Raw genomic sequence first — 18,982 nt, 5'->3', positions numbered from 1 at the left:
CCATACAGGTCTGCATCTATGATCAGGTGATCTCCTGGTTTAAACAGCTCCATTACCAGAGTGATTGCTGCCATTCCAGTGGAAAAAGCCAGTGCGTCGATTCCGTTTTCCAAGGCTGCTACAATTTTTTCCAGATGTTCTCTTGTCGGGTTCTGCAGTCTGCTGTAGTCAAAGCCTGTGCTCTGACCTACTGCCGGATGCTCATAAGTTGCTGTCTGATAAATCGGAAAGCTGATAGAGCCATAATTGTTACAACAGCCTTCCTCTTCTTCTAAATGTAAACATTTTGTATTGATTCCTCTTGCCATGATTTTCCTCCAGATTCGTATGATCGCGTTCAGAGAAATGTTTTCTCTCTTTTTGTCTGAATATATCATAGCAAGTTGAGGGAATTTTGTATAATTCATTTTACCTTGAGTTCGTTATAGAATATTGCTATATCTGATTAGATACGTTAGATTTGATGTATTGCCAATTTTAGAGCGTGTTTGAAAAAGGCTTTCTGCAAGATGTGCGTCATAATTTGCGGGAATACTTTTTCAAACACAGTCTAAAACACCCTCTGCACCAGCAGCATATACAAAATCGTTCCACCGCCAATACTAAGCAGTGTATTCTTTTTCCACTTATGCAAAAATACGATAAACAAAATCGCAATGGCTTCTGGCAGCCCATAAGTTCCGCTTCCGTTCCTTCATAGTTACACTCTTCGCGATGCACAGAAATCATGTTTCCCATGTTTTCGCGCCGTACTTCTCGGGTTTTCTGTAAACAAAGTTCACAAAACATCTCTTGGGATAGTACCTGCGGAATAGCAGCAGGCATTAATTACCAGCCAGTTCCCTGATAGCCTCTGTCAGGCTCGTGTACTGCTCTTTCACCTGCGCGTAAAGCTCATCACTTCCTGCTGTCTCTCTTCCTCTCAATACCTCGGTAAGTTCTGCACTGACCTTATACAATTCTGTAAATCCAAGATTCAGGCACACGCCCTTCAGGGTATGGGCTGCACGGAATGCTTTCTCTCTATCCTGTGCGGCAAGACCATCTGTCAGCTCCTGAAAACTCGGATCATTAAGAAATTTCACCGCAAATCTTTTCACAAGCGCTTCGCTTCCCAGTCTTTTCAGAACTCCATCGTAATCTGAGCCAACTTTCTCATAACATTCTTTTATTGTCATTCCAGCCTCCTTAATTTTCGTTCCGGTTCCCTATGTAACTGCTTTCTGCACTTTATTATATTAAATTGAAAGAAATTTGTCCACAGGTTTCTAGAGCGTGTTTGAAAAAGGCTCTGACATTACGCATCAGACCTGGAATAAGCATTCTTCATCTGATTACTCAGCTCATAAAGCACTTTATTCAGTGTGTCAGAAGCCTCTTTTTTCACCATATCCGCAATTTCCTGGTTGGCCTGATGGCGAAGGGACGTTCGCTTCGCTGCGTCAGACTCTTTTTCCAAAAGAGCGTCATATTTGCCAATCAGCTGGTGGCCTTTTGACATTACACGCTCCTGATAACGTTCAATATGGAAAATGGAGCTCTTATAAGAAGCATCTGCCATGGCACCGATCATGCGGCTTACCCAGTAGAAGCTGTCAGTGGTTACTTCCCTGGTGGTGCTGGAAAAATAGTCCGGAGTGGTATCAATTGTGGCATAAAACGGCACCAGTACATTAAATGCATTAGATGCAAACGCAACCCATTCCAGGATATTGCAGTCCTTTTCCATGCCTGGTCTCATCTGGATCAGAGACAGGAAATCTGTACGGTTCACACCGATAGAACGGAATGCTCCACGCTGTTCTTTTTCTCCATAGGAAGCGTATGGATCATAAGAGGTTCCCTGATAATGAGAGGACAATACATATTTCACGTCCTCTACAGTAATCTTTTTCTCCGGAATCATGCACCATGGCAGATCATCAGAATATGGAGTAAATTCTGCATTTACGCCATCCCAGATTTTTGTCTTCGGATTCAGGGTTCTCAGCATATACCATGCACGAGGAGTATTATAAACATGGTCGGAATCGTCATGGCTTCCGAACGCATCTCTTGGATTCAATGCACCATCCATGGAAAGATCCAGATGATTTTTGCTGATAAATTCTTTCAGGTCAGCGGAACACATGTATTCCAGATCCGCATATTCCTCACATGTGCACTGATATTTTTCCTGATCCTTCAATGCTTTTTCCAAATCAAATTCATCAATTCCAAGCTGATTTGGCATTACCACATACGCCTCATCCGGAACCTTTCTTGCCATCCAGTGATGGCCGCCGATGGTTTCCAGCCACCAGATTTCATTCTGATCCTGGAAAGCAATTCCGTTCATCTCATAGGTTCCGTATTTCTCCAGGATACTTCCGAGACGGATTACCCCTTCGCGGGCGCTGTGAATGTATGGAAGAACAATGGATACAATATCTTCCTCTCCGATTCCACCGGCTGCTTCCTCTTTACCGTCCTGGGCAGGCTGATAGGTTACCAGAGGATCCGCACCAAGTACCCGGGGATTGGAGGTAATCGTTTCTGTAGCAGTCATTCCCACATTTGCCTCATTTACACCGCTTGCTGCCCAGATTCCTTCACCGTCTACTGCATTTGGCACAGATGTATAGCCCATTGGATCATCTGGAAGATCAATTTCCACATGAGAAATCACAGATTTATATTTCCGCGGCTGTTCCTCCGGATGAACCACCACAAATTTTTTGGGCATATAATGGCCGGAACCGGAATCGTCATTTCTTGCGATCATAGTAGAGCCATCATAAGACGCCTTTTTTCCAACTAAAATTGTAGTACAACCCATTTAAATTTCCTCCTGAAAATATTTCGTAATCTACTATGCTCTATGTTAGCACAATCGGGCATTTTATGGAATACAGGATTCCGGAAATCAATTATTTAACGGTTGTATTGTCTGCCATTAAGCTTTATACTTATCTCATTCCCGTAGCAAAATGATACGCGAAAGAATCCTGCCCATCAGGGCTTTTCTATTACTTAAAGGAGTATTCCTTATGCAGACATCTAAAGATTATTTGCATGTTTTTCTTGATATGGGCGACGCACTGTTAAACAGCGGCGCAGAGATTTTCCGGGTGGAGGATACCCTGAACCGGATGGGGTATGCCTGTGGTGCTACCCATATGAATGTTTTCGTCATCACGTCCAGCATTGTTATTACTATGGAATTTCCCGGAGATGGCGCACGGACGCAAACACGGCGCATTCATGAATGTGGGGGGAATGATTTCACCAAGCTGGAGCAGCTCAATGACCTGAGCCGCCGCTTCTGCAGTCATCCGGTTTCTGCTGCGGAGCTGCGAAATGAATTTGAGAAGATCAATGCAAACAGACCTAAGCCTCTTTGGAAACTGCTTGGAAGCGTTCTTGCAGCCAGCAGTTTTGCCCTTTTCTACGGCGGCACTATTCCGGATGCCATTACTGCCGGCGTCGCTGCAATCCTGATATGGAGCCTACAAAAATATCTAAGACCAGTATGTATGAACGAGGTTACTTTCCAGTTTGCAGCATCTTTTCTCACTGGCTGCGCCATTTGCGGATTTACTTTGCTCTGTCCTTTCCTTCACATGGACAAGATCATGATTGGTGATATTATGCTTCTGATCCCAGGACTTATGTCAACTAATGCAATCCGCGATGTACTCATTGGTGATACCCTTTCGGGTATTATCAGACTGATCGCCGCGTTACTTCTTGCAGCAGCACTGGCACTTGGTTTTATGGGCGCAATTATTCTTTTTGGGAGGTTTGGACTTTGATCACAATGACGGTTATACAGCTGATTACCGGAGCTATCGGATCTGTGGCTTTTGGTCTTCTTTTTCACATGAAAACTAAATATCTGCCGTTGGCTACTGCCGGTGGTTTTCTTAGCTGGCTGGTCTTTCTCTTTGGGAAGAATCTGTGGGGAAGTGTTTTTCTTCCGGCACTGCTGGCTGGTTTTATTGCAGATGTGTATGCGGAAATCCTGGCAAGAATCTGCAAGGGAACTTCCACTTCTTTTTTCGTTACTTCCGTGATTCCGTTAATTCCCGGAAGTACCCTTTATTACTGCATGAGCAGTATTGTGGAGGGAAATCCCATGCAGGCACTTAACTATGGGAGGGACACCTTTCTCTTCGCATTTGGAATCGCCGCGGGAATGAGTATTGCGTGGGCGATCTGTTATTTTCTGAGAAGTGTTAAAGCACGATAGTTTCTTATTCACAGTTTCCGGATTTCCACCTTGCGATTCCGCCAGCCTTTTTTCCAAACCATGAGAAAAACCTGAAAATCCAGGCTGTCCCTGGCTGTTGTAAAGGGCTCTTCTCTTAATACCTCCGCATGGATTCCGTCCCGGGTCAGTTTTTCCTGCAGTTTTCCCGCTTTTGACAGCAGACTTTTTAACTGCTGATCAGCCTCATTTCCAAAATTCCGGTCAGGATAAGCTGCCGCTGCGCTTTTTATTTTTCCGGTAAGAAGCTCAATCACTGCACTATGCTTATTCTTGTGTAATGCCCTGGCAAAAATCCTGGCGATAAATGGAACTGGAAATTTCTTATAAACATGCAACAACCGAAGCAGAGAAAAATCCCGGGCTTCTTCTGCTAGCTCTTCCATTACCTGAAATGCTGCTGCAGACGGCTTCCAGGGGTCTTCCTTTGGCACAATATACTGTTTCGGCACTGCCGGATAACAGCAATAATTCAACGGTGGAAAGTCCGCCAGCTGCACAAGTGCCCTTTCTTCTTCTGTACAAAACTCTTCTCCCAGATATTCCAGCTTATCTCTTGCAATGGCGATCCGATATTCCAACTGACGCAGATATTCATACCCAGGTACCCAGAAATGACCGATTTCCCCATAGTTATAAAGATAAACCTCCAGATCCAGCATTCTGAAAAACAGGGTGACTACGTTCTCCCCCTGCCATACTACCAGTATATATTCATCCCCTTCCTGACTTAAGGATGATTTCAGAGGACCTTCATAATTCTCCAGATAAGAGCCTGTAAGTCTGGCGTCCCGGAAAATGAGAAAGCTTTCTACGGCATCATTCATCAAATAAACAAGGCGGATATCGCCTGGATTTTTCTCTTTTCCCACTCTGGCAAGGCTGTCTTTTTCGCCCTGTTTTCTCTCATTATTTTCATATGTCTCATAACATTCCCATTCAGCCTGTGCTCCGTTTTCTTTCGGAAACAGCAATTCAAATTGCTCCTGTTCCAAAAGCTCCTCCAGCATTTCAAATGTATCCTGCATCTTGTGATTACCTCAAACTGTTCGATTCCTGTTTCCAATTTCACTTTTTATTATATGATACCAGTGTCAAAAGGTCAAAAAGCCGTTCGTGCTTGCACGATAAGGCGTTTGAACTTGGGACACGCCAAATATGAGAAAGTAGCGATTTACGCAGTAAATCAGCGGATTTCAAATATTTGGAGGATTGCGGGAGCAGCGTAGCTGGGTCGCAATCCGGGGGTATCAAATGAGTGGCAAAAGATCTTTTGACACTCATATTATTATATGGGTATCTGACAGAAATGTCAAAATAACGACAACAGATATATAGCTATAAAATAAATAGCATACAATTTACAGCTTACATTTTTCATATATTTTCTATATACTTTATATTATGGATAAAGAAGCTGTCATTCCATAATATAAGAACTCGCAGGTAATCAGGAAGCGGTGAAACCGTTCCATTGATTGCCGGAGCATGTTTGAAAAGGGTTTTCTGCAAGATGTGCGTCAGAATTTGCAGGAGATTTTGTTCAAATTGGAAAGCAGCTTAAATGCGTGTAAAATCACAGGTAAGCCAGTTCGGCACCTGTTAAAAAGATTGGAGAACGAATATGAATCAGATTGATTACGAAAACTTAGGATCCCGAATGAAAGAACTGCGAATCAAAATGAAGCTTACCCAGGCAGAAGTTGCCAAAGCTCTGAATGTAACTCCTGGCTACATCAGCAACGTGGAGAATAACCGTACTGCAATGTCCCTGCGTATCCTTATTTATTATGCAAGGCTGCTGAACATCTCCCTGGATTCCCTGATTGGCAGAATTGATTCTGAATACCGTGAAACTGCCCTGGACCGCGAGCTTTCCGAGCAGGTACATAAAATGAGTATTCCAGAGAAACAAAAGCTTCTGAAAACCATGAAGGTATGGATGGAAGAAGATTGATTCTGAACGTAAAAGGGGCTGTCTATTTCCTGACAGCCCCTTTTGTAACTTTATGGTGTTTATAGTATTATATCAGATTTTATTCCCCCCCATTTCTGTGATAGTATCACATACTTTTCTTTTTTGCCTTGCGGACCAGTTTTCGGATCAGGACTACAATAAGAATAATAATTACAAGGAAGAGCAGGCAGATCAGCACGATCATTACTGAGAATCTATTGGGATTTTTCACCAGATCAATAATATTTGTGCTGTCATCTACAACCTTACGGTTATGAGTGACTGCATAATATTCCGGTACATTAGCAATTCCATCCCCGTCTGTATCTTCAAAAGACTGCATGTATCTTGCAATAGCATCCCACGCTTTCAATTCCCTGCCATCTTCCATGATTGCTTGATCTTCCAGATTTTCAATTGGATTTCCGTTCTTATCCTTTGGTTCAAGAGACAACAGACCATAGGACATTTTCATTACAGAGCCAAGCATTTGTCCTGTATACAAGTCAGTCACAACATGGTACAGTTTATCATCCTGAATTTCAATTCTTTCTCCATCTTCTCTGGTCAGATAACAGTCCGTCACCTTATTCAGAATCATTCGATGAGGATTATATGTAAAATTCAGTCCGCTGCAATACAATCTTGCAGTTGTCATAAAATCCGAAACAGAAGCGTCTACTTCTGCTGCCAGCTTCAATTCTTTTCCTGTCAGATATGCATTGATAAGAGGATATCCTGCCACACCGTCTTTTCCAATTCCCAGAGAAAAAGAATTGTAAACATCCTCTACTGTAATATTGCCTTTTGTATATGTGTCACGGACCGTTCCGCTTGGCACAACCGCTACGTCTACCGGATTCCCATCGTAATACTCTGAATTTTCCACAGCATATACATACGCATCAGACATAATATCGCCAAGATTCAGTTCTTCATGCTTTGTTCCCATCTCTTCCAGACTGTTAAATTCAATATCGTTCTGAGCCAGAACTTCATCCCTGGTGTACCCAAAATCTGCAAGATAATTGGTGTCTACTGTATCCATTAATTCATCAATCCGTTTCTGTGTTTCCTGATCCGGCTTGATCTCATCAGACACAGGAATCAGCTCATAGGAAGTCATTTCCCAACGCCCGTCCTCCTTCTGTGTCATTGAAAGTGATCCAAGGTTTCTCCCATACTCACCGCAGGATACAATATATGTATTCCCATGCTTAATGGCTTCATTCAGCTCTGTATGGGAATGTCCACTGATGATCAGATCCAGATCCGGCACCTTTTTTGCAAGGATTTCATCCTCTGACTTATCCTCGTCCTCCCAGGTTCCGCCGTGAGACACACATGCGATCATATCCACATTCTCGTTTTTCTTAATCTCAGCTACCGTCTGCTTTACTGCTTCTACCGGATCTTTAAACAGAAGTTCACATGTAGGCGCACATTCCAGGGCATCTTTTCCAAATACACCAACCACAGCAATTCTCGTATCACCCTTTTGAACCACAACATAATCTTTCACGCCGTACGCTTCAAACGCTTCTTTGATCTGCTTCTGCCCATCTTTTAAGCCATCTTTCTCCATAGCATCCCAATCCACATTGCACACTACGATCTCCGGCACTGTCTCACCGGAATTTATGGCTGCTTTCAGCATATTTGCCAGTCCCTTTGACCGGTAGTCGTATTCGTGATTTCCAAAAGTAGTCACATCATACCCCAGATATCCCAGCATTCGAAGCTCCGCTGCCTCCGTATCATATACGGTCTGGATCAGTGTACCCATGGAAAAATCTCCGCCATCCAATACCAGGGTATCTGGATTGTCTTTCTTCTTTTCATCCATCAGGGTTTTTATTTTCGCAAAACCGCCAACTTCTTTTTGCTGTCCATCTACAATTGTTGAAAAGCTGTCCAAATGGGAATGAGTATCATGGGTAAACAAAACGTCTACCTTTTTCGTCCCAGCTGCTGTCACAGGAATATCCAGTACAAGCAGAAGCAGTGTTGCAATTGTTAATACAATTGACAAAATTCGTTTCCGTGTCTTCATAACTTCTCCTTTTCATTCAAAAGATCTTCATCTGATTTCTATAGCATATCTTCTGCCAGCATCTCCTGATATCCGGCTGTCCTGTATTTTCCGATCAGCGCTGCCACCGGCTTTAACCTTTCATCCGTTATTCGTTCCAGTATTTTCAGCCGCTTAGGTGATATGACCTCTTTTGACCTGCATCTTTCGTAATCCGCGGCTTCCATATGCCAGTAATAAAATTCGCCCTTATAATACTGTGACAGTTTCTGTGCGATCAACACACCTTCCGGATCCAGATCTCCTGCATAATAAATCCGTGTTTCGGATTTTGCAAGTAAATCCAATGCCATCAAACCTGCCAGTCTTGGCTGACCGTTCATGCACATATATGCTTTTTCCTTATGATCTGTTTCTTCTTTTCCGCAAAGCATGGCAAAAACCGAAGGATTTTCCACAATATATATTTCATTTTGGGGACAATAGAGTGCATCCCATTCTGTAAGCACTGCAAGAGGAACCTGTACAATATGCTGTTCTTTCGCAAAACCTGCCATACCTTTATGATAATTTCCATCTTTTTTCACAGCCTGCACCTGATACAGCATGGTATAATTGGAAACATCATCCAGCATGATTCCTGCCAGCAGATAACTTTTCTGACGCTTATACGCAGGAAATATTGCAGATGTCTCTACTGTAATTCTTCGTATTTCCAAATCCATCTGTATGATCTGATATAAAAAATTCCCATCTGCTGTTCCAATATCAAACGCATGTGGATTGCCTGTCCGCATAGCTGCAAATACGGCAAGGTACATCTTTGTGCTGCGATATGGCAGATTGTTATAGATTTCTGCTCCAAGCCGCAGCATCTTGTCCCATTTGGCCAGTTCCTGACTCCCGTTGTCTTTCACAATGCTTCGCAACGATTCTAAGGCTGTCTCTACAGGAGTTCCTTCATAGTCTCTCTGAAAAATCTCCCATATACGCTCTTTTTCCTGTTCCCGTAAGGATTTTTGCTCCTGTCTTCCAAGCAGTGGCTCTTCAAAAAAATTCTCCAACAGGCATTCCGGCGTTATCTCTTTATATCTGCTTGTTTCCAGCGCCTGTCTGAATTTTTCTGAGGACACCGTTACACTTTTCTGACTGTGAAAAGATTTTCCAAAAAATCCTTCCAGTTCTTCAATATCTGTTGGTTTCAGATTCTTCAGAATTACTTTCCCACCAAACCTTCCGTAAGAAATATATTTCTCCCGGAAGCCTTTCAGAACCTTCTCCCAGACCGGGCTCAGGTGAAAATAAGCCAGACAGTCTTTCATTTTATTTTCAAATTTATACTCCTTCTGCCTGTCCAAGCTCTATTCCTCTCTGTTCAACTTCTTCCTCGTGTTCTAACAATTCTTTCCTGTGACCATTCCATAAATAAGGCATAACGGTTACAAATTTCGCATTTCCCGGACGGATTAACTGATAGATTGCCAATGCGTCCAACGTATCACAATCTCCCCACAGAACCTGTGAGTTAATAATAAAATCAAACCGGAATTCTGTCATCAGACGGAACATATCGCGAATATTTTTATTATCTACTCCGGCAAATGCCTCGTCCAGAGATATCAATCTCGGTGCATCTTCTCTTCCTCCCTGATACTTGGCCACAACTGCTGAAAACAGCGGTACATACATGGACATTGCCTTTTCTCCGCCACTGAAGGTTCCGAATACACTATTTGTCAGCTCCTTCTGACGTTCCCCGTTTTTCTGGGAAAACAGCTGGAATTCAAACCATTTACGGTAATCCAGCGTATCCTTCATGATCTGATAGAAGGATATCATTCCCGCACTGTCTTTCGCATTTCTTCGTGCCTCTGCCACTTTGGAACGGAAATGGGCAGACAATCTGGCTGCCTCATCTTCACTCATCAGCCGATAATCTTTCTTCAGTAATTCTACCAGTTCTTTCGTATCCAGCTGGTCTTCCTGTTCTGCAGTCTTACTTCGCCATCTAAGGCTAAGCTTTAATCCGCTGGAGGTATTCATACCGTTCATCAGGGAATTCATTTTCTGTACCCATGTATTGGAACCGTTAATCTTTCCACGGATTTTTCTGCTTACCGTATTGGCAAGAATGTCTTCAAACAACTCCCGGTCTCCATCTTTGATCAGATTCTCCAGCTCTGTAATGTCTTCTTCAAGATGCAAAAGAAGACTGGCAAATGATATCTTTACGCCTTGATATCTGGCCGAAATGTCCAGTCGTTTTGCAGGAAATTCCGTTTGTTCTTCTTCCGTAAACAACTCATTCTGCATTAAATGATAGTCTGTAAGAAAGCCTCTGTTTTCAAAATATACCTTATTCAGATCGCGGATCACACTGTCTTTATCCAGCGCTTTTACATCTGATTCCAGATAACTTCTGATATGTGCGGCATCTTCCGGTATCTCTTTTGGTATTTCCACATAATGCAAAGCCTTTTCCATATCATAGCATTCTGAAAAATATTTCGTTTTCTTTTCATATTCTTCAATTTTCTTCTTGTTTTCGTCTAAACGCAGTGTCAGTTGTCCCACTTCGTCTTCTTCATGTGTCTGTCTGCTTACGCATACACGTAATTGCTCCGGATAATCCTGCAGCCAGTTAATACATGCATCAAGCCGTTCTTTAATTTCTTCGTAATCAGTCAGACGCAATTGTTCCTGAATGGAAGTCTGTTCTTCTGTCTTTCTCCTGATTTCTTTTTGAATTTCCTGCAGATCATACCGTATCTGTTCCATATCTGCATCCAGATCTTCCAGATGTTCTTTTCGCTCTCTCAGATACATCAGACTTCTAAGATACATTTCATGTGCAGCAATCAGGCTGATCAAATGCTTTCCATATTCTTCTGCTGCTTTTTTTGCTTCTTTAAATATATCATAAGAACAGGTCAGATATAGTGCTTCTGCAATTTCCAGTGCTTTCTTTTTCTTTTCTTTCAGTATCTCGGCCAGTTCACGGATCTGAAATTCCAGTTTATCACTCTCTCGCTTCAGCTGTTCGCACTCTCGTTCCTCGGCCTGCAGCATCCGAAGTGCTTCTCTCATATCTGTGTCTTTCGGAAGATTCTCGTATTCTTTTCTGAGAATAACTTTTCTGTCAGACAGCTTTCTATGCAGTTCCTCCAGCTGCTGTAATGCAGTTTCCAACTCTGTGATTCTCTGTCTGCACTCTTCTATCTTTGCCTGTCTGTGTTTTTCACGGGCCTTTGTTCCAAGGAATCCTGCCTCATATTCTCCTGTTACAGTTCCGGCAAGCACTCCCATTCCGTAGGTTCCATCTTCTGCAACGGTAAACAAGCTCTCACTATCATATGCAATGCTTCCCAGGATTCCGGTGAGACGCTGATTGGAAAATATGTCATTCACTTCTTCATTCAGTTCCAATACATCCAACAGACTTCTGTCTGGCTGCAGATTCTTCTGACTGTTCTTGCAGATAAACAGATAATGATCTTCACATCCTTGTTCTGTTTTCAAAACCTGCTCTTTGTATTGCTCATCTATTACCAGTGCATCCAGAATTCCCATCTTTAATAAAGCTTCTTCCAAACGGTTACAGGCTTCTTCTTCCAGATTATCTCCAAATTCTATGACCTTGTAAAATTCCTGATATGGAATTCCAAGAGCATCCAGTCTCTTACGGTTACGTATAACTGCCTCTGAGCGTTCCGGCTGTGGTTCTTTCTGATTCTCCCATTCGGCCAGATCTGCCCTTACTTCTTCCAACTCTTTTTTTGTATTTTGGCTCTCTGTATCATTTACCGAAAGTTCAGATTCGATTTCCCCATTTTTCTTGATCCATACATCTGCAATCCTCTGACGAACCTCGGCAAAATCAGAGGATTCCTTATACGTTTCGGCAAATATACTTAATTCTCTTAATAATTCTTTTTCTAATGCCAGCTCCTGGTTTGCACCGTTCCACTGATACAATGCTTCTTTCCATTCATTCTGTGTCTGCACAAATACAGATTCCAGTTCTGACACTTTTCTCTGAAGCGTATCCAGTTCACGAATCCGTCTTTCTCTTTCTTTTATCAGATCATCCTTCTGTCTTTCCAGACGATCTGTCTCTGCCAGTATCTCTGTTCCCTCATTAATTTTTTCTTTTGTGTTATCAAATTGCTGCTGGTGTAAATTGAATTTGTATGGTTCTTCCGGATGTTTTTCCAGCTCTTCCTTCATAAATGCATGCTCTTCAAAGGCCATGGTATCAGCCTCATCCTGCATCTCTTCTATAAGCTCTTCCAGTTCTTTTTCTTTCTCATATTTCCTGTCTTCTTCTGTTTTAATCTGATTCTGTGCATCCTGATATTGAGTCTGTTTCTGCTCCAGGAATCTCTGCTTTTCTCCCAGGTTTTTCTGTTGTCCGTTTAATTCTGTAATCAGCTCCGCTTCTCTTCGCTTCAATGCTACCGCGTCGCTTTTGTTCAGAGATTCTTTCTCTTTCTCCATGGACTCACGTTTCACATCCAGCTGCTGATGTTCTATTTTCAGAGCTTCAATCTTCTTTCTGCATTCACACAGCTTTTTCTCCTGTTCTTTTTGTTGTGTTCTTGCATTTTCCAATTTTAGCCCAGCCTGTTCGCAGCGTTCTGCTTTTTCATATAATAATTTCTGATTATATTTTGAAAATACTGCCTGAATCTTTTCTGCTGCCTGTCTGGCTTCTTTTCTGTTTTTCAGATTCATGGTCATGGTATCCATATTTTCAATGGCTTCCGACATAGGACGCAGGTCATCATCAGACAGAGGCTGAAGGGAATCACTTAAAATATCATTGATTACAGATGGCTTAAAATCCTTGGAAAGCTTCGGTGTACGCAGCTGAATCAAAAGATCTATCATTTCCTTATATTCTTCTGTTGTCTCAAATCCAAAAATCTGACGGTTCACATATTCCATATAATCAACCTGTCTGTCAATAACGCGGCCGCCATCCCCAATCCTGTTTTCCAGCTCTTTTTTGGAAAGTGTAACCTTTTCTCCTGAATCCTTGTATAAAAAGAAATCCTTACCGATACGTCTTCCATCGGTCAGGCTAAAATACCATTTATCCAGATTCTTTCCTCTTCTTGCGCGGATACCCATTCCGATGGTCAAATATGTATCACTGTTTTGTCTTTTAAGTTCCAGATACAAATAGCCTGTGCGTTCTTCACGTCCGTCATCTTCTTCCAGAAGATAGCTGCTCATCTTACGGTCCCTGGAACCGAAGGGATCCAGTCGTTCCGGACTCATATTTCCATCTAGAAGAAGGGGCACCACACTCTGCATGGTTACTGATTTTCCCGATCCGTTTGAACCTCGAAGGAGCATTCTTCCCTTCACAAATGGGAATTCCTGTTCGTCATAATACCAGAAATTAATCAGTCCGATCTTATTTGCCTGCCATCTGCTATTCATCATTTCTTCCTCCCATATAATCCTCCGGATAGCTTCCCTGTATTTTTCCGGTGAGCGGACATATTTTTATCTGATGAGCGAGTTCTTCTTTTCTTATGAACATCCACAACTCCATCTCATCCAACACACTTTTTACAAATTCCCCTTCCGGCATCTCGCGATAATTTTTCGAAAATCCACTTCCATATTCCTGTTTTATTTCTTTTATCATATTTTCAAATTCAATCTGATCTATAAGACAGGTTTCATCCAATCCGGTCTTCCATTGACCCTTCTCAATTTTCTTGCGTATTTCACGAAAACACAAAAGCAAAATATCGGATATGGAATTATTGCCGGGAAATACCGTTCCCATCCTGCAGTCGTCTCCGGATAGCAGATATGCACTTCCTTTATGAATGTGCACATGACAGTCAAATATCTGCTCCAGTTCTTCGCTTAATCTGCGTCCGTAATATTTCAGATATTCAAAATCCTCCGATGAGCCATCCGCTTTGTACATACCAGGTGCAAAAATCAGTCTTTTATAAACCCTGTGTCTTCTTGCAAAGCCTCGGTCTTCATCCACTTCAAACCAGTCACTTTCCTGAAAATCTTCCGGTTTCGTATATTCCATAATGTCTTTTGAAAAGCTCTTCATAAAATACCTGGATGCCCCTGTATTTTCATAAAGCACTTCTCCTCCTTCATCGTCCATGAATGCCTCGTCTTTTCCATCTGTAACTCCAATAAGCCCCTGATCTGCTGCAAATCTCATTACACGAATCAGCTTTCTTCTGTTCGTATACAATGTCCAGTCAGAGATTTCCCCAGGCAGATTTGCTGTAATATATTCCGTCAGCTGTGATATGATAAACTGCTCCTGTGCATCTCTGTCTTCCAGAAACATCAGCAGAATACAGAGATATGCATATTCTTCTTTTGAGGAAAATTTCTGGATCCCCATAAAGCTTTCCGGTATCACCGGAATCTTCTCCATCTTTATCAGAAGTGAATTGTCAATGATCTGGCAGCCCATTTTCTCTGTAGTAAATTTACGCAGTTCTCCAAGGGCATCTCTTAATTTATAATAGGTTTCCTTATCTCTGGATTTTAATACCCATCTTTTATTTAACAGGATCTCCAGTTCCTTCATCACGTTTCCTCCTGAAATACAATTGACAAATCAGGCATAGTAAAATTACCATCCAGACAATGCACAACACAGGTCTCATCTGCCCGGCTTCTGTCTAATATGTATCTTCTTCCATCATCCGTTCTTGCAGAAAAATCCGCAGATTCCATGGCATCCGACAGCCATTTCAAAAGGATCTCTCTGATTCTTGGTTCCAGCACCGGTAATTCTCCAAAATGAATCCTTCCATTTACTTCCAACGCCTGCAATTTTTCCATTTCTTCTCTCTGTTTTTCCAGCATTTTACGTCTTGTTTCCTGCTTTTGCTCTGCTGATTCGCGGATCGCACTTCTTCTGGATTTCTCCCTGTATGTACGTATCCTTGGCTTTAAACTGATTTCCATGGGTTGTTCTTCGTATACTCCGATATTCATGCTATCCGTTTCACGTACCAGATCTCCGGCAATATGCTGCGGGCACTCCATGCCAAATACCATTGCAGACATTTTGTGGGCTTCTTCCATATCCTGGCATTGCAAAAATAATTCTGCCACCTTGCGGTATTCTTCTTTTCGGTTAGCCCCCAATGCATTCTTTTCACTTAACTGCGCTGCATATCTTGTGATCCTGCGAATAATGTCATTTGTCGCATCAAAAAGCTTTCCCGCTTCATTCTCCTGACCTTCCTTTCTTACGAACCAGTCATAGATACTTTGATAACGGCCCTTTACTTTCTGCCAGATCATTTCCTTCGATACTTCCACATCCATTCGCGGTATCGACAATTCATAATCAACTACTTTTTCAAATACCTGATTTTTCATCTCTTCCTTCTGCATGCATAAGCTTTCTTCTATCACACCTACATTTCTCTGTAATCCCTTAATAAAGCTGCGCAGATATTCGATCAACCGGTCTTTAAACACCAGAAACTGTTTCGTATGCATCATTTCTTCTGCCCGCACACTGTTCAGATCTCTGATATAGTCCTGATAATTCTGATTCAGGCGTACAAAATCATTATTCAGATCTGTCCACCAGGTATATACTTCATTTTTATCTCTTTCCACAATCTCCGGAAACCGTTCTATACCTCTTCGTATCCGCTCCAATAATGTGGGTTCTAGGGATGCACCTTCAATGAACAGGTTCTCAAGTCTAAGCACCAGACGTTCTATCTCTACACTATATTCTGTCATCTGATAGCGGTACTTTTTGTTCTTAAATTCTTCAATGGATGCCACCTTTTTCGTATCCTGGATCGTATTCAGATTCTTCCATTCTGTCAACATTGTGAGATCCTGCTGACACTGCTCTGGTCTGTAATCTGCAAAAAAAGGATCCTTTATCATTTCTTCGTAAACCTCTTCCTGGTACAGCCAGTATTTCAGTTTCTCGTAATGTTCAAAAAAAATACGCATAATACAGCGATATCTGCTTACATTATCTGCATTTAAATATTTCGCTTCTGTCAGTGGTTTGATTAATTTATCTGATACCTGCATGAGGCCTCTCCTTCTTTTCATACATGGGGTTACTTATATATAATGTCGGAGGCAAAAGTCCCCGACTACCATACCTGCGGATTGTTTCACTGATTACATTGTACCAAGACGTTGTCCAGTCGACCAGTCCTAATCTGTAAAAGCTACTATTTTTTGCACGAAAAGAGGCTGCAGGAATTCTATCCTACAGCCAATTTCGCTTTTTTGTTTATTTCACTTTTTTATTCAAACTCGGCAAGTCCAAAGATATTACTAAATATATTTGTTTAAGTTTTATATCTTTTTAGCCGTTATTTTATTTCTGTTGCATATATTATTTTGGCTCACTGATTTTCTGTTGCCAATTTGTTGCCAGCTTATTGTAAATGATGTAAATAAGTTTGACAACATTTATTTTGAGAACACTGCATCATTTCTGGAAAGAAGGTACACACAATACTGATTCATGCTGATTCCTTCTCTCTGAGAATGTTCTGCCAGTGATCTGTGCAGACTTCGTGGAATTCTTAATTTAAACTGTCCAGAATAGTCTTCCAGACTGTCTGGTTCATGAATCTCTACACCGTCTTCTAATGCAGCTTCAATCCATGCTTTTTTTGCATCCAGTGCATTTGCTACCGCACTCTCCACTGTCTCACCACAAGTAATGCAACCAGGCAAATCCGGATAAGAAACTACAAATCCGCCTTCATCTTTATCTTCCACAATTTCCATACGATAGGACATTGCCATATAATCATTCAGCGTCTTCATCATTCTTCGCCTCGCTTTCTACAATCTGCCTTACCATTTCTACATATACTTTCTTGATTGGTTCCTGCTTTGGTATTGTAATTGGCATACACCCTTGTTTTCTGAAAGTATAATGACTACTTCCACTTCTTGGTGCATTCATTTCGTATCCATAACTTTCCAATACCTTCCGTAACTCATCAAACCGGAGGTCTTTCGATAAATTGCATATACATGTTATCAGTTTATCCCATTTTGACATTTGTCATACATCCTATCTATATTATATATGGTGTCATATGTGGTGTCAATCAATTTATTATATTATTCCATGATGATTCTACGTTCCTAACAACTTCTATTGGTTTTCCCTGAATTATAGTCTCTCCACCTTTATTTCCTGCATTTCTTCCTACATCTACAAGATAATCTGCTACATGAGAAATAAATTCTATATTATGTTCAATAATTAATACAGGTATATGTATTAAGTTAAAAGAATAAACCCGTAAACAGCAGATCCCCTGCAAAGCTTGAAAACTCTGCAGGGGAACACATAAATTTTATTTTCCCTATGTAATCATCTCCGGTTTCATCTTTCAAAAACAGGTATATCCGAAACATCCCGCTTTTCATTACGGATATAATCCTGATTATACGGGAATCTGGCAACCTTTGCGCGAACCTTCATCTGGCGGGTTCCCGGCGTTCCCCAGAGTATTTCAAGCTCCGTCCCTTCTTTGGCATATTCTGCGGAAATGAAGGCCAGAGAAATCATGCTGTTATAGGTATAAGAGATGATTTTTCCGCTTGTGATCCCTATCTCCTTATCTGCAGCCAGCACCTTATCCGCCCGGTACTCAAAACCAAACTCTCTGACACAGAAATAGTATTCAAGAGCGCATGGTTTGGTAATATCCTCGCAGGGTTCCTCCCCAGGTCTGAGCATGGTTGCAAAGACTTCTGCCACATCCTCGGCGTTCCACTCCAGGGTTACGCATTTTTTTGGGGGCTTTTTCGACATTTCAAGGAGGGCTTCTTTTCCAATGAAGTCATGATTGTATTTAATCAGGAAATCCCATCCCACATCATAGGGAGTAACAAAGCGAGCCTGAAGATCATCCCCCACACTTCCGAGAAGCCTTCGATTGAGATTGAACATGGATAACTGAGGCACTGTGCGCATATATTCTGTCATTTTCTCGCTGGTTTCCAGCCACGGAAGCGGATAGTGAAGATTGATATTCGGGAATCCGGCCTCCGTATGGTTAAACATGTTATAAGCCTGGAGCCCAAGCTTTCTTGCTCCCAGCTTTTCACCTGCCGCCCATACCAGATTATAGATCTCCGCATAATCCGCCATATCTCCGTGAATTTCATAAGCAAGGTTGCCGGACATGCCAAGCCGGATGATGCGTACCTGTTTTCCGTTTACCTCCTGGATTCTATGTCTGCCGAATTTGATGTCGTGAAGATTAGCCTGGAATGCGTTTTCCAGAATCTCTAAGGACTTTTCACCGTCAATCTGGATAAAATATTCCTTTCCGCTCATGTTTTCGCCATGCACATCCAGATCTGATGTATTGACATAATAAGAGATCACCGGATCAAGCCAGTAGGTTCTGTAACGATCTTCTCCGATACGGATTACAACGCCGTCTGTCAGAATCTGACCTTTCTCATTGCACATTACGGCATGGCGTATGCCGTTCATTCCCAGCGTGGTAAAATCATTTGTACAAACCTGTCCCATTAATTTAACGGCATCCGGTCCGTATACATCATAAATGGGGGATGTCATAAGCGCCGTTCCAATCCATGCGCTGGTCTGATATGCCTTGATCTCATCCTCCACGCCCGTATAAGCATAGGCCGTAATAAAAGATCCCTGTGGGAACAATAAGGTGGCGCCTTCCAGCGCCGGATTCATCATTTCTGCCATTTT

16 protein-coding genes and 2 pseudogenes are annotated in these 18,982 nt (G+C 42.0%); 3 read left to right on the top strand and 15 right to left on the bottom strand.

Features of this window, described 5'->3' with window-relative positions:
• The 5 genes and pseudogenes from AB5642_RS08780 to AB5642_RS08760 all read right to left on the bottom strand — a co-directional run.
• A partial coding sequence (locus tag AB5642_RS08780) for a PLP-dependent transferase (RefSeq protein ID WP_368371547.1) occupies window positions 1-308 on the bottom strand: 308 nt, incomplete at its 3' end.
• 114 nt (window positions 309-422) lie between these two features.
• Window positions 423-533 carry a DUF6783 domain-containing protein gene (locus tag AB5642_RS08775; RefSeq protein ID WP_368371548.1) on the bottom strand — a complete coding sequence of 37 codons (111 nt, stop codon included), beginning with the start codon at window positions 531-533 and terminating at the stop codon, window positions 423-425.
• Between the two features lie 17 nt (window positions 534-550).
• Window positions 551-676: pseudogene (locus tag AB5642_RS08770) on the bottom strand (AzlD domain-containing protein); the annotation flags it as partial.
• 148 nt (window positions 677-824) lie between these two features.
• Window positions 825-1,178 (bottom strand): Hpt domain-containing protein, encoded by a 354-nt coding sequence (locus AB5642_RS08765; protein WP_195391836.1) that lies wholly within the window; start codon window positions 1,176-1,178, stop codon window positions 825-827.
• Window positions 1,179-1,297: 119 nt separating this feature from the next.
• Window positions 1,298-2,818 (bottom strand): C69 family dipeptidase, encoded by a 1,521-nt coding sequence (locus AB5642_RS08760; protein WP_195391837.1) that lies wholly within the window; start codon window positions 2,816-2,818, stop codon window positions 1,298-1,300.
• Between the two features lie 211 nt (window positions 2,819-3,029).
• Between AB5642_RS08760 and AB5642_RS08755 the strand changes: the two genes are divergently transcribed.
• Both AB5642_RS08755 and AB5642_RS08750 read left to right on the top strand, forming a co-directional pair.
• Window positions 3,030-3,794 (top strand): threonine/serine exporter family protein, encoded by a 765-nt coding sequence (locus AB5642_RS08755; RefSeq protein ID WP_173770206.1) that lies wholly within the window; start codon window positions 3,030-3,032, stop codon window positions 3,792-3,794.
• 5 nt (window positions 3,795-3,799) lie between these two features.
• Entirely contained in the window at window positions 3,800-4,231 is a 432-nt protein-coding gene (locus AB5642_RS08750; RefSeq protein ID WP_195391849.1) for a threonine/serine exporter family protein, read from the top strand.
• Between the two features lie 8 nt (window positions 4,232-4,239).
• Here AB5642_RS08750 and AB5642_RS08745 read toward each other — a convergent pair whose 3' ends face one another.
• Window positions 4,240-5,277: a DUF3878 family protein gene (locus tag AB5642_RS08745; RefSeq protein ID WP_195391838.1), complete on the bottom strand. Its 1,038-nt coding sequence runs from the start codon at window positions 5,275-5,277 to the stop codon at window positions 4,240-4,242.
• Window positions 5,278-5,699: 422 nt separating this feature from the next.
• Window positions 5,700-5,783 (bottom strand): annotated as a pseudogene (locus AB5642_RS08740) (hypothetical protein); the annotation flags it as partial.
• Between the two features lie 90 nt (window positions 5,784-5,873).
• On the opposite strand from AB5642_RS08740, the gene AB5642_RS08735 reads away from it, so the two are divergent.
• Window positions 5,874-6,206 (top strand): helix-turn-helix domain-containing protein, encoded by a 333-nt coding sequence (locus AB5642_RS08735; protein WP_173715800.1) that lies wholly within the window; start codon window positions 5,874-5,876, stop codon window positions 6,204-6,206.
• Between the two features lie 106 nt (window positions 6,207-6,312).
• Here the strand turns inward: AB5642_RS08735 and AB5642_RS08730 are convergent, their stop codons facing one another.
• The 8 genes from AB5642_RS08730 to AB5642_RS08695 form a co-directional block, all read right to left on the bottom strand.
• Window positions 6,313-8,259, bottom strand: coding sequence for a bifunctional UDP-sugar hydrolase/5'-nucleotidase (locus AB5642_RS08730; RefSeq protein WP_187566099.1), 1,947 nt, complete (start codon window positions 8,257-8,259; stop codon window positions 6,313-6,315).
• Window positions 8,260-8,297: 38 nt separating this feature from the next.
• Window positions 8,298-9,596, bottom strand: coding sequence for a TIGR02679 domain-containing protein (locus AB5642_RS08725; RefSeq protein WP_368371546.1), 1,299 nt, complete (start codon window positions 9,594-9,596; stop codon window positions 8,298-8,300).
• A complete protein-coding gene (locus AB5642_RS08720; protein ID WP_237925946.1) occupies window positions 9,574-13,689 on the bottom strand; it encodes a TIGR02680 family protein in 4,116 nt (1,371 codons plus the stop codon). The genes AB5642_RS08725 and AB5642_RS08720 overlap by 23 nt, the downstream gene beginning before the upstream one ends.
• Window positions 13,679-14,821: a TIGR02678 family protein gene (locus AB5642_RS08715; RefSeq protein ID WP_173770934.1), complete on the bottom strand. Its 1,143-nt coding sequence runs from the start codon at window positions 14,819-14,821 to the stop codon at window positions 13,679-13,681. Before AB5642_RS08715 ends, AB5642_RS08720 begins: the two co-directional genes overlap by 11 nt.
• A complete protein-coding gene (locus AB5642_RS08710; RefSeq protein WP_195391840.1) occupies window positions 14,821-16,305 on the bottom strand; it encodes a TIGR02677 family protein in 1,485 nt (494 codons plus the stop codon). Before AB5642_RS08710 ends, AB5642_RS08715 begins: the two co-directional genes overlap by 1 nt.
• 390 nt (window positions 16,306-16,695) lie before the next feature.
• The gene (locus AB5642_RS08705) at window positions 16,696-17,058 is read right to left on the bottom strand and encodes a type II toxin-antitoxin system HicB family antitoxin (RefSeq protein WP_117449528.1); all 363 of its coding nucleotides are present in this window, start codon (window positions 17,056-17,058) and stop codon (window positions 16,696-16,698) included.
• A complete protein-coding gene (locus AB5642_RS08700; protein WP_173718448.1) occupies window positions 17,042-17,299 on the bottom strand; it encodes a toxin HicA in 258 nt (85 codons plus the stop codon). Before AB5642_RS08700 ends, AB5642_RS08705 begins: the two co-directional genes overlap by 17 nt.
• 330 nt (window positions 17,300-17,629) lie before the next feature.
• Entirely contained in the window at window positions 17,630-18,979 is a 1,350-nt protein-coding gene (locus AB5642_RS08695) for an aminomethyl transferase family protein (RefSeq protein WP_368371545.1), read from the bottom strand.
• Window positions 18,980-18,982: the final 3 nt, after the last annotated feature.

Origin of the sequence: Ruminococcus sp. 1001136sp1_2201st1_G3_2201SCRN_220225 (genome assembly GCF_040924365.1) — a bacterium.
Lineage (GTDB): Bacteria > Bacillota > Clostridia > Lachnospirales > Lachnospiraceae > Blautia_A > Blautia_A faecis.
This window is presented reverse-complemented; position numbering and strand designations above follow the sequence as displayed.